This is a genomic window from Dokdonia sp. Hel_I_53 (assembly GCF_007827465.1).
Lineage (GTDB): Bacteria > Bacteroidota > Bacteroidia > Flavobacteriales > Flavobacteriaceae > Dokdonia.
In genome coordinates this window covers 562,598-574,582 of sequence record NZ_VISL01000001.1, presented here as the reverse complement: position 1 = coordinate 574,582, position 11,985 = coordinate 562,598, and the positions used below count along the sequence as shown (strand labels likewise).

The window sequence follows — 11,985 nt, the reverse complement described above, 5'->3', positions numbered from 1 at the left end:
AAACAGCTTTATAAATCAATAAAGCTGTTTCTGTAGTTTAAATCTTACTAATAAAAGTTGATGATTTATTTTTCATCTTCTTTTTTAATGTGCACTTCCCCATCACCATCAATGGCAAACTTTTCAATGGGTTGCACTTTTTTGAAATTTAAAGACCTTCTATAAGGATCTTGAAAATCCGCATGTTTTTTTGTTGATTCTTTATTTTCCATAGCTATTTTTTTTTGGTTTGATATAAAGTTAGCAGTAATCTAAAAGTCTCTTTCCCAATAATTTGTTGTTTAACAGTAAATTAACCGAGTATGAGCTATCGTTAAAAAAGAATACTGGGTTTAAGACAGCTACTCCTCGACATCTAGTAGCTTTATTATTAAAAATTTAAAGGATAAAACTTTAAGGAAAATACCTGATTAAAGGTACCGTATTGATTGTGTCAGATATGTACTGAGGATCTCATTACGACCAATCTATTAAGGTATACGGTAGGTATGTAATCTAGAAAACGAATCACTTTTATTTACTCACCTTAAAGTGCCCAGTAACTGTTTTCAATACTTTTTAAATAGTTATAAGGTTACCTCTACTTAAAATAACCACCACTGAAATATTATTTTTAATATTTAATTACCTAGTAAAAAAGTCATTCTAATAACTACTGAGCTTTCAAATAGTAAAAGAATCGTGACTACCTATCAGAGCTACAAATACCGCATAAATCAACACTCTAATTTTACTATAGATATTATTTATTATTATAATATAACTAGTTATAAATCAGCAATTTATAGAATCATTTAAAAGTATTAGTTTAATACATTTTTAGCTATAAAAATATATGTTTGCTAATAATATTAGCAACAAAAATATCTCTGTTTTAGTTCATTTGAACGTTAAACAAAATGAATTGAGCAGTTATATATTTCGCGAAAGCGTGCTTATCACTACTATGAGTATGAGTATGATTTTATTTTTTGGCACGCTACTTGATTCCTTCTTAATCGTGTGTATCAATCCACACATTTTATAAATTAAAAAACGAACATTATGAAAAATCTTGCTTTACTTTTTATAGCAATGCTTACCATAGGAAGCAGCTATGCAGCTGAGGAAACTACAACCACCCGTCGCGGTACTGTATATGATGGTAGCAAATACATCTTTGTAGAAGATGGTATAGAATTCTCTGTATTTCCAGACGGAGAGTTTGATTTCTACATCCCTGAGCTTGTGGAGGGCGTTAGCTTATCTGTAAATGCAGGACCCGTAGGAATAAGTTTTAATACTGGATTTGATTATGATCCATACGTACAATACGATGAATATGGTGCGGTAATTCAAATTGAAAACACACCTCTTTATTATGATAACTTCGGTCGTCTGATCCAAGCAGGTAGTGTTGATATTAACTACAGAAACAATCGCATACGTCGTGTAGGAGGATTAAATATATTCTATAATAATTACGGTGCTTTTTCTCACTATAGTGGGTTCATCAACATCTATAACAGGAATTATGTATTTCATCCATACCATAACTATTATTACAGACCTATCTTAAATAGATGCCTAGTATATACAACACCTTATAGAAGATACTATACTCCTATCCGTTATGACTATGCATTTCATAGAAATAATTGGAATAGAGGATACAACAGAGGATATGCAAATGCACGTAGAGACTTCCGTCGTCCAGATAATGGTCGTGTAGCTCATAACAATGGTCGTAGATCTAATGTAGATCGTAACAATGCACGATTTACTAGAGCTGGTCAGGGTCGTAATGCAAGTCGTATTGCTTCTAACAGAACAAGAAGAGATTCTAATAGACGTACTGTAGCTACAAACAGTCGTAGCACTAGAGGGGCTTCTGCAGATAGATCTCGCGGAAATACATCTAGAACAAACTCAAGAACAACTGCTAGAACTGGTAATAGGGCTACAACAAATCGTCGTGGAAACGTAAATACACGTCCTTCATCTAGAGGAACTAACGGAGTTACTCAATCAAGAGGTACTAAAATAAACAGAAAAACAACTAGACCACAGTCTACAAGACCTACGGCTCGTAATACAAATAAAAGATCATCTAGAGCAATTACTGCTAATGGCTCTTCTAGAAAGGCAACTCAAAGAAGCACACAGCGTGATACTCCGAGAGCTACTACTTCAAGAGGTAGATCCTCAAGATCTGTAGCAAGTAATCGCCCTGCACGTACAAAGACACAGCGAGCACCACAGCGCTCACAGCAAAGAGCTAAGTCTTCAAATAGAAATAAGTCTCGATCTGCAGCGCCACAACGTAGCTCATCTAGAAAAAACACTACTAGAGGCTCAAGAAGTAGCTCTAGTAAGGCAAATAGAGGCTCTTCGCGTAATGCTAGAAGAGGATAATAAAAGATTTTTGGTTGGTTAGTTTGAAAATCCCTAGTTACATATTGTGCTAGGGATTTTTGTATGGAGGTGTTTTGCTTTCGCGAAAGCGAACTTACACGCTACCATACCGATATACTAATCTATTTAAAGTCCATAAGAGAACTATTAACAACTTTCCTTTTATAGCTTTAAAGACAAACAGGTCCAGAAATTTAATTCTGGACCTGTTCCTATAAAATTATGCTCAAAAGAATACTTCTTAAATATCTCTTTCGCGGCATATTTGATTAATGCGGAGCTTTAGGTTGCGCTCATAATCCTCTTGTAGCCAGTCCCTATAATTTTTTGTGTTATTCATAATACAATACGAATACTGTCTTATTCTATAGTGAATATCATCTTTCAATTTGCGAGCTAAAATACGTGCATCAAAGACATCTTCACTATTTTCTACCACCATAAGTGCGTGTTGCTCTACTGCGTTATCTAAAGTAACCTTTGCTTTTTGACCAGAAGCAATTACCGCTTTGTATTCCTTTTTAATATCAAAATGCACTTTATCTGTATTTGAAAACTCCTTGCGCAAATCTGGAGGCATTACATATGTAAAGTTGCGCTCTATCTCTTCATCTTGAATGAGGTTTTCTAAATAGAAGTCTGGATAGGCAAAGATCTCTTTCCAGTCTATAGGCGCTTCCCATAAACCAAATCTAGCTGCATTATTACCTAAATCTAAGACTTTGAAGTTCTTTTTTGTAGGAGTAATACGTGACCCACGGCCTATCATTTGAAAATACAGGGTAAGTGACTTAGTCGCTCTATTTAAGATAATTGTTTCTACCGTAGGTTCATCAAACCCTGTGGTAAGTATACTCACAGAGGTAAGAATTGCATCTGGAGTTTCTTTAAACCACTTTAAGATCTCTGCACGTTCTTTTGCACTGCTTGTATTGTCTAAATGACGTATATCATACCCTGCCATCTTAAAGGTCTCATATACATACCTGGATGTATTGATCCCGTTGTTAAAAATAAGGGTCTTCTTACCTTTAGATTGATCCTCGTAAGCGTCCAGCAATTTTTGTTGCATTGCAGCATCTGTATACAGAATATCTGATGATTTTACAGTATAATCACCGTTTATCCCAAGCTTAAGAGAACTCAAACCTACATTGTAACTTATCGTTTCTGCTTTAGAAAGAAAGGATTTTTGTATGAGAGCTGGAATACTTTCTCCTATAAGTAATTCATCATAATTATCCTTCATCGGTAATTTGATGTTGCTACTAAGTGGTGTTGCCGTTACACCTAAAATGAAAGACTTTGTAAAATAGCTAAATAGTTTTCTAAAAGAATTATAATGTGCCTCATCAATAATAACAAGACCTACATCATCCATCACCATTTGCTCCTCTTGCAATCTATTTGTGAGGGTCTCTACCATTGCTACATAACACATGTAATCTTCTGCACCATCTAGTGTCTTTACACTACTGCTTATGACCATATTAGGAACCATAAACTCTGTAAGCATTCTAGAGGTCTGGGTAGAAAGTTCAATTCGGTGGGTGAGAATTATCACCTTTTTATTAGTACGTTTTATATAATTGCGCACAATTTCTGAAAAGATAACTGTTTTACCTCCACCGGTAGGTAGTTGGTACAACAGATTATAATCCTCAGGACTACGATCCATCACACTAAATACAGCATCTAGATCTTTGAGTTGGTAATCGTATAATTCTTTTTCGGGAGTATCTTGTAGTTGTCTAGCGTCGCTCAAAAGTAAATTTTTCTTCAATTAAAAAGTCAATTTTGCAAAACTAAGGGATTTTTCTGCTTTCGCGAAAGCGTAGTTAATAAAATATGAACGTAATTGATAAAAATTAAAGAATCGTCTATGTTTGATCTGCAGCTTCATCAAAAAGTGAAGCATTTACCCACTTATTCTCCTCGGCAAGGGAGACAACACCTTCTATCCTACTCGCATTTTCTTCTAGCAGATGATGATAGGTGGCATATTGTATGACTTCCTTAAAAGAATTGAGCATACTTTTATAAAATGCATCGGGTTGTGCAGGATTAGACTGCTCATAAGTTTGGGCAATCTCAATGTTGTATAGCATTAAATCTAGCAATAAAATAGGATTCATTCCTAGCGTCCTAAAGTGCTTGATGTATTTCTGAGCAATAGACCTTCTCTTGCGTGGCCTCTTACGACGTGTAGGGAAGTATTCATTACTAATTTTAATTTTTGCATCTGTGATGAGCTTTTCTTCCTTAGGGTTAAAAACAAAGTCGTAGTACGTTTTTACCTCTGGAATACGCTCATACAATTCAAGTAGTTGTTCTTGTAATGCTCCCTTATCAAGCTCTGCTATAAACTTCTTTAATGCTCTTTTACTCATTTACAATCATTTACTTCTAGCGAATTTATAACAAAAAATAGTGGCAGGAAGGCTCACAAAAACCTATTTTTGCAATCATTCCAACAATATATAAATACTCGAAAGCAATGAATGCACTTCAAGATAGCAAAGCAGTAAATTTGGTCAAGAAACTCATCGCAGATGTGGCCCAAAACGGCATCATCATAAACACCGTAGTAGATGATCTTAAGGCATTACGTCCTTATACCATTACAGAGCAATTACCGTTACTTGCAAAGGCTACAAGACTTGCCGCAGAGCATATAGAAGAAAATGAAACGTTTGCCATTCCAATTCCTCAGGATGAGGATATCGAAGGAGAAGATGAAGAAATTATTTCTGAAGTAGATACTGTAGAAAGCACTCCAGAAGAAAGCCTTCATTATTTCTTTAGCTTAATAAGAGATGTAGATAAAAAAGTAAATGAAGAAGAATTAAGGGTGTATGTTAAGGCGCTTAACGATTATTAAATCGTAGGTCTAAAATCAGTACACCTCATAAGAAAGCCCTTTAAAATGAACGTTTTAAAGGGCTTTTAATTTTATAAGAGTTTTTGTTTATTTATTTCACTGGTGGTTTTGTGGGCCTTACCTCTACTTTACTTGGCAGTGTGCGAGGATGCATTTTTAGTAAATCTACAGTCATTTGACCTAAGTCCTCCGGTTGTATTTGCCATGCCTTAGAGTCGTCTGGTGTTTTGTCTCCAAAATACGTATTAACAGAGCCTGGCATTATCGTCGTTACTTTAATATCATCCTGTCTAAGGTCTAGCATAAGTGCCTGAGTGAATCCTGTGAGTCCAAATTTACTCGCATTATAAGCTGTTCCTCCAGCAAAGAAATTTGTGCCTGCAAGACTAGAAATAGTAAGGATGTATCCTTTAGATTCCTTCAAAGCACTTAGTGCAGCCTTAACGGAGTAGAATACACCTGTAAGATTTGTATTTATGGTCTCGTTCCATTGTGCTGGAGTTAGTTCTGAGATTGGCCCAAAATGGCCTAAACCTGCATTTGCAACAAGGACATCTATTTGTCCAAAATGGCCTAGTACTTTTTCAACAGCATTCTGCTGACTTTTAAGATCGCGTACATCTGCTGCTAATCCTATGATTTTATCGGTATCTTGAGAAAGCTCTGCTGCTGCTGCTTCTGTACTTTTTTGATCTCGCCCAGTAATCGCAACTCGCATTCCTTGCTTTAATAGTGCGCTGGCTATGGCTTTCCCTATTCCTTTAGTCCCCCCTGTAATGAGAGCAACTTTTGTATCTAAATTATTCATAAATGAGTTTTAGTTAAAGATATGGAGTGGTTTTTAAAGTCTTGAAAATAATATTTTAAACTATTCCCAATTCTACAATTCTTATTTTTACTAAGAACTGATTGATTTCTTAAAATGACTCTTGTGAATTCTAACTACCTATGGGTACTATTTATAATATTAATCTCTACCAGCTGTAGCGTAACAAAAAACGTGACTGTCTCAAAGTCAGGTTTGCATTCGCTTCATTTTATAGATGAACTTATCATTCCAGAAAATATTCTTATCGATGGCTATGAGGTAGGGGGACTTTCGGCTATAGATTACTTTCAGAATACATGGTATGTTCTTTCTGACGATCGTAAGAGTCCTAGATTTTATATTATGGAACTCCCCTACTCATTAGAGGGTTTTGGTAATTACACGGTAAGAGAAACACGTTTTTTTAAAGACCTTGACGGAGCTACTTTCGAAAGTGGCAAAGCAGACCCAGAAGGACTACGCATAAATAGTAAAGGTCAAATTCTTTGGGCCAGTGAGGGCGATGCTCGTAAAATGATATCTCCTTTTATTAGAAAAGCATCACAGAATGGTGTCTACATAGATAGTGTTACATTACCTAGCCGCTATAAACTAGATAAGAATGGTATAAAAGGTCCTAGAAATAATGGGGTTTTTGAAGCCATTTCTTTAAACTATAACTCTGATGATCTCTGGGTAGCTACAGAGCTGCCACTATTGCAAGACGGCTCACCTCCTACTAGCAAAAAAGGCGGTGCTCCGGTTCGAATCTCATTTATAGATAACCGTACTAAGACTTTTGGTAAAGAGTACGTATATACCTTAGATAAGGTTGCCCGTTCAGGCCCTCTTGAGGTAAATGGTATTACAGAAATACTCTCCTATGCACAAGATAAATTATTAGTACTAGAAAGATCTTATGCAAGTGACTATAAAGATGGTGGAAACGACATTAAGATCTATAAAGTCTCTAGTAATGACGCCACCGATGTGAAGCATTTTGAAAGTCTAAAAAGCGCCACTTATACTGCACTGACAAAAACGCTACTTCTAGATCTTAGTACGATTAGGTCAAAAACTAAAAGCGGAATCATAGATAACGTTGAGGGAATGGCCTTTGGTCCTTTGCTCGAAAATGGAAACCCATCCCTTATTCTCATATCTGATAATAATTTTAATTCCTTTGGAAAACAAGTATCACAAGTATTACTATTTGAGATTAAATAGAATGAATAGTTTGAGTACGCTTTCGCGAAAGCGTACTTCTAGAGATAGTATATTTGCTTAAAAAACACAGAATGCTTACAACCTTTAGAATTCTCAGTTTCCTAGAAGGGGTCTCTTATTTGCTTATATTATTTGTTACCATGCCTTTAAAATATATCTGGAATAATGGCTACCCAAATAAGGTGATTGGGATGGCGCACGGTTTTTTATTCCTTGCATATATTGTGATGGCATTGATGATGAAAAGTCGCCAAAAATGGGATGCTAAGACGTTAGGTATTGTATTAGCATGCTCTATAATTCCATTTGGTACTTTTTGGATGGATAAAAAATACTTAAGGCACTCTTAAGAAATAAAAGGTATGCTTATATAATAATTAGGCTCTTCTCCATTACTCGCTTTTACTGCATTTACAATGGGCAGCACAACTCCCAAGACTCCTAATAGTAGTAAGGTAATAATCCCAAGACCAAATAGTAATATTGCTGGTATACTTAGTATGGCGTAAATCCATAAGCTTATTCTAAAATTAAGAATAGCTTTCCCATGCATATCCATATCTAACACTCTGTCCTTATTGAGAACCCACAAAACAAGTGGTACAATAGTCCCTCCTACTCCCGTGACATAGTCTAATAGTTGTGATAAATGAGTAAGTGCAAGAAGTGTTTTGTCTTCTCTTACTACAGTAGGTGTGTGTACGGTTTCCATAATTTGATTTTTGATTGATACTATATATGTAGTAGATATCGCATAAATGTTACACGATTCCTTAATTTTGCAAGATGAATGTACAAGATACTATTGTTGCTCTTGCCAGTCCTGCTGGTGCTGGAGCCATAGCTGTGATACGAGTTTCAGGCAATGAAGCTATTGATATATGCTCCCCTCTTTTTAAATCTGTGAGTGGTAAAAACCTCTCAAACCAAAAAACACATACGATTCACTTAGGTCATATCATAGACGGTGAGCGGGTGATCGACCAAGTACTCGTATCCCTGTTTAAAGGAACAAATTCTTATACAGGTGAGCCTACGGTAGAAATTTCATGTCATGGCTCTAATTATATACAGCAGGAGATTATCCAATTATTACTGCGCTCTGGCTGTCGTGCTGCTCAGGCAGGTGAGTTTACATTGCGTTCTTTTATAAACGGTAAAATGGACCTAAGTCAAGCAGAAGCCGTGGCAGACCTAATTGCTAGTGATAATGAAGCTTCTCACCAAATTGCTATGCAACAAATGCGTGGAGGATTTTCAAATGAAATTGCACAACTACGTCAAGAATTATTAAATTTTGCATCACTCATAGAGCTAGAGCTAGATTTTTCTGAAGAAGATGTAGAATTTGCAGACCGAACGCAGTTTCAAGACCTTATCGCCAGAATCACGAAGGTTTTAAAACGATTAATAGACTCCTTTGCTACTGGAAATGTTATTAAAAATGGAATCCCAGTTGCCATTGTGGGAGAACCTAACGTAGGGAAGTCTACTTTACTTAATGCGTTATTGAATGAGGAGCGCGCTATTGTGTCTGACATCGCAGGTACTACTCGTGATACCATAGAAGATGAATTATCAATAGGCGGTATCGGTTTTCGCTTCATAGATACCGCTGGAATTCGAGAAACGGAAGATGTCATTGAAGGGCTGGGTATCAAAAAAACGTTTGAAAAAATTAAACAAGCACAAGTAGTTATTTTACTTCATACAGCTAGCGAGGTTATCAATCAGACAAAAAGTGTAAAACTAGAAATTGAAAAATTAAAAAATCAATTTCCATTAAAACCGCTCCTAGTTGTAGCTAATAAAATTGATGCCATATCTGATGCTGAATTGGCAACAATACAAACTAAAATTGAAAATCTCCAACTTCTCTCTGCCAAAGAAAATAAAGGAGTTGATGAGTTGAAATCTAAATTACTAGAATTTGTAAATACTGGAGCACTGCGTAACGATGAGACCATTGTGACCAATAGTAGACATTACGATTCGCTATTAAAAGCTCTAGAAGAAATTGAAAAAGTACAATATGGTCTAAACAGCGGTTTATCTGGTGATCTCATGGCGATAGATATTAGAGAGGCGTTGTTTCATTTTGGTGAGATAACAGGTCAAGTAACTAATGATGAGCTGCTTGGAAATATATTTGCTAATTTTTGTATTGGAAAGTAATTACACTTCCTTTCGTTAGCTAAACCCTTCTTTTGTTGGATTTTACGGGTTTTTATCATCTCTTTCTTGTTGCTAATTTGCCTTTATTTTCTTATATTTGGTTTCTAATTTGTTGTTATAGAAACAAGTTTTGTTGCTAACAACAAGTTTGCTGTTACAGAAACAACCGCAAAACTTTTTGAGATATGAAGGTTACATTAAGAAAACGAAATCAGGGAGGTAAGACCAGTTTATACTTGGATTACTACCATAAAGGGAAACGTAAGACAGAGTATCTAAAACTCTACTTAGACCCTAATGCCAAAACTAAAGACGATAAGGAAGTCAATAAAAAAACACTTCAATTAGCTGAGACAATCAGAGCACAGCGACAAATTGAAATCCAAAACGGTGTTTATGGCTTCCGTGATAATGAGAAACTAAAGGCCAGCTTTACTAATTATATAGAACTCCTTACTGAAAAGAGGAAAGACAGTAAAGGAAATTATGGTAATTGGGATAGTATGCTGAAACATCTAAAAACCTACATTCCTATGGACATCACTTTTGCGGAAGTAGATAGAAAGTTTGTCCAGGGTTTCAAAGACCATCTTGATAAGGATGTTAAAACGAAGAGTAACCAGAGTCTTTCTCAAAACTCAAAGTATTCATATTTCAATAAATTAAGAGCTGCATTAAAACAAGCTGTAAAGGATGGAATTATTCCTACTAATCCAGCTGAAGGTGTAGATGGTTTTAAACAAGGAGAACCTCAGCGAGAGTTTCTAACTCTTGAAGAATTACAAGCTGCGGTAAAAGAGGAATGCGAAGTACCACAAATAAAAACAGCATTCATTTTTTCTTGTCTTACTGGCTTGCGTTGGTCTGATATAAATAAGTTGCTTTGGTCAGAGGTACAGCATTCAAATGATATGGGGTACTACATCCGTTTCAGACAGAAGAAAACTAAAGGAGCTGAAACCCTTCCTATTTCAGAACAAGCTTATGGCTTACTCGGTGAACCTCAGGATAAAGACGAAAGAGTGTTCAAAGGTTTAAAGTATTCCGCTTGGCACAACTTGAAGTTGCAACAATGGATGATGAGAGCAGGAATATCTAAAACAATAACCTTCCACTGTGCAAGACATACCTACGCAACTTTACAGCTTTCAGCAGGAACAGATATTTATACAGTCTCAAAATTGCTTGGTCACAGAGAATTAAAAACCACTCAGATTTATGCTAAGGTAATAGACCAACAAAAGAAAGAAGCCGCTAACAGAATTAAACTGGATTTATGAGCAAGCAAAAGAACACCTTAGATAAAATCCTTGATTATGAGTTAAGACCTTGGCTTCCTCAAAATAGCTTGGATGATGTATTTGCTGCAAAATTTCGCAGTTTAAATGAATACACTCCAAAACAACAGTTGCTGTTTCAAATTGACTTTCACAGGCCATTTGACCATAAAACTAAATACTATTCAAGGCTTATCCTGAATACGGTTAAATCTGATTTTGATATTTTGTATCAAACCATTGATGAAGATAGAAACGAGAACTTAATCCGTTACTATCTTAATGACATACTCAATAAGCGATTAAAAACACGCTTGAAGGACCTTGGAGAACTTCTAAAGGAAAAGGATTATGCACTTGTGTACATTAATCCAAAAAACACCTCACATCAATTAGACCAGGCACATAAAGCCAATACCTATATAATGCAGTTACTAAAACTTGCTTATATGCAATTGTACTTGGAAATTCAGGAAGCTTTCAAAGATTGGATAGATGATGATTTGATTGTGGAGGACTTCTATACTCAACTATTAAACGAGCCAATTCCCGAAAAACTACTTATCAGAAAACTACAAGTTATTGAAGTTGCTCCAGAACCAATCAAGAAACCTAAGCCAAAGCAAACATCCAAACCCATTCAGTTCAATTCTTTCACTTACAAACAGTATAACACCAGTCCTGATAAGCTTGGTGATTTATGGGATAGCTTAAAGCTTAACAATTTCATAAGTGCAGATACACCATTAGCGACTTTTAAAAAAGTATTCTCAGGTTCAAAAATCAACACACCTATTACTTGGACTGGTAATATCAGTGAGCTTTTTTACTTCGTAAAACGCATTCACAAAGATTTACAACTTATTGAAGATTTAAAGCAAAAGCAATGGCAAGTAACCTGCATTTGTTTTGTAGATGAAAGCGGAGAATTGTTTGACCGTTCAAAATTTAGGTCATTAAAAAGACCAAACCTCACAGGTGATAAAATAGATAGTGCCGTAAACCTATTAAAATAGTCTACTCTGCACTTTACACTTCCTATTCTTTTTCAGTTTTTATTTAGCCCTTGTTCTTAACCGACAAGGGTTTTTTCTTTTGTTTTTCCACTCTGCACTCTGCACTCTACACTGCACCTTATTTCTGCACCCCAAAACAGCCTTGAAGTCATTCTACTTTAGCACTGTATTCGGGAATCGGATATGACTTTTGGCCAGAAGTCTTTT

Annotated in this window: 12 protein-coding genes; 7 read left to right on the top strand and 5 right to left on the bottom strand. The window is 35.7% G+C overall.

Going from position 1 to position 11,985, the window contains the following annotated elements:
- Nucleotides 1–65 precede the first annotated feature (65 nt).
- Entirely contained in the window at nt 66–212 is a 147-nt protein-coding gene (locus OD90_RS13125; protein WP_186434702.1) for a hypothetical protein, read from the bottom strand.
- 832 nt (nt 213–1,044) lie between these two features.
- Between OD90_RS13125 and OD90_RS02545 the strand changes: the two genes are divergently transcribed.
- A complete protein-coding gene (locus tag OD90_RS02545) occupies nt 1,045–2,394 on the top strand; it encodes a hypothetical protein (RefSeq protein WP_144666121.1) in 1,350 nt (449 codons plus the stop codon).
- A 241-nt stretch (nt 2,395–2,635) separates the two neighbouring features.
- On the opposite strand, the gene OD90_RS02540 is transcribed toward OD90_RS02545, so the two are convergent.
- A complete protein-coding gene (locus tag OD90_RS02540; RefSeq protein WP_144666118.1) occupies nt 2,636–4,159 on the bottom strand; it encodes a DEAD/DEAH box helicase in 1,524 nt (507 codons plus the stop codon).
- Nucleotides 4,160–4,274: 115 nt separating this feature from the next.
- Nucleotides 4,275–4,784 carry a DUF6155 family protein gene (locus OD90_RS02535; protein WP_144666116.1) on the bottom strand — a complete coding sequence of 170 codons (510 nt, stop codon included), beginning with the start codon at nt 4,782–4,784 and terminating at the stop codon, nt 4,275–4,277.
- 107 nt (nt 4,785–4,891) lie between these two features.
- Between OD90_RS02535 and OD90_RS02530 the strand changes: the two genes are divergently transcribed.
- Entirely contained in the window at nt 4,892–5,275 is a 384-nt protein-coding gene (locus OD90_RS02530) for a hypothetical protein (protein WP_144666113.1), read from the top strand.
- A 91-nt stretch (nt 5,276–5,366) separates the two neighbouring features.
- Here OD90_RS02530 and OD90_RS02525 read toward each other — a convergent pair whose 3' ends face one another.
- The gene (locus OD90_RS02525) at nt 5,367–6,083 is read right to left on the bottom strand and encodes an SDR family oxidoreductase (RefSeq protein WP_144666110.1); all 717 of its coding nucleotides are present in this window, start codon (nt 6,081–6,083) and stop codon (nt 5,367–5,369) included.
- Nucleotides 6,084–6,275: 192 nt separating this feature from the next.
- Here OD90_RS02525 and OD90_RS02520 point away from each other — a divergent pair, with 192 nt between their 5' ends.
- Nucleotides 6,276–7,310 (top strand): esterase-like activity of phytase family protein, encoded by a 1,035-nt coding sequence (locus OD90_RS02520; RefSeq protein ID WP_186434701.1) that lies wholly within the window; start codon nt 6,276–6,278, stop codon nt 7,308–7,310.
- 71 nt (nt 7,311–7,381) lie between these two features.
- The gene (locus OD90_RS02515) at nt 7,382–7,660 is read left to right on the top strand and encodes a DUF3817 domain-containing protein (protein WP_144666104.1); all 279 of its coding nucleotides are present in this window, start codon (nt 7,382–7,384) and stop codon (nt 7,658–7,660) included.
- On the opposite strand, the gene OD90_RS02510 is transcribed toward OD90_RS02515, so the two are convergent.
- The gene (locus OD90_RS02510) at nt 7,657–8,022 is read right to left on the bottom strand and encodes a DUF4870 domain-containing protein (RefSeq protein ID WP_144666101.1); all 366 of its coding nucleotides are present in this window, start codon (nt 8,020–8,022) and stop codon (nt 7,657–7,659) included. The genes OD90_RS02515 and OD90_RS02510 overlap by 4 nt on opposite strands.
- A 74-nt stretch (nt 8,023–8,096) precedes the next feature.
- Between OD90_RS02510 and mnmE the strand changes: the two genes are divergently transcribed.
- The 3 genes from mnmE (at nt 8,097) to OD90_RS02495 (ending at nt 11,778) form a co-directional block, all read left to right on the top strand.
- Nucleotides 8,097–9,485, top strand: coding sequence for a tRNA uridine-5-carboxymethylaminomethyl(34) synthesis GTPase MnmE (mnmE, locus tag OD90_RS02505; protein ID WP_144666099.1), 1,389 nt, complete (start codon nt 8,097–8,099; stop codon nt 9,483–9,485).
- 185 nt (nt 9,486–9,670) lie between these two features.
- Nucleotides 9,671–10,765: a site-specific integrase gene (locus OD90_RS02500; RefSeq protein WP_144666096.1), complete on the top strand. Its 1,095-nt coding sequence runs from the start codon at nt 9,671–9,673 to the stop codon at nt 10,763–10,765.
- Nucleotides 10,762–11,778, top strand: coding sequence for a DUF6617 family protein (locus tag OD90_RS02495; protein ID WP_144666093.1), 1,017 nt, complete (start codon nt 10,762–10,764; stop codon nt 11,776–11,778). Before OD90_RS02500 ends, OD90_RS02495 begins: the two co-directional genes overlap by 4 nt.
- Nucleotides 11,779–11,985 lie beyond the last annotated feature (207 nt).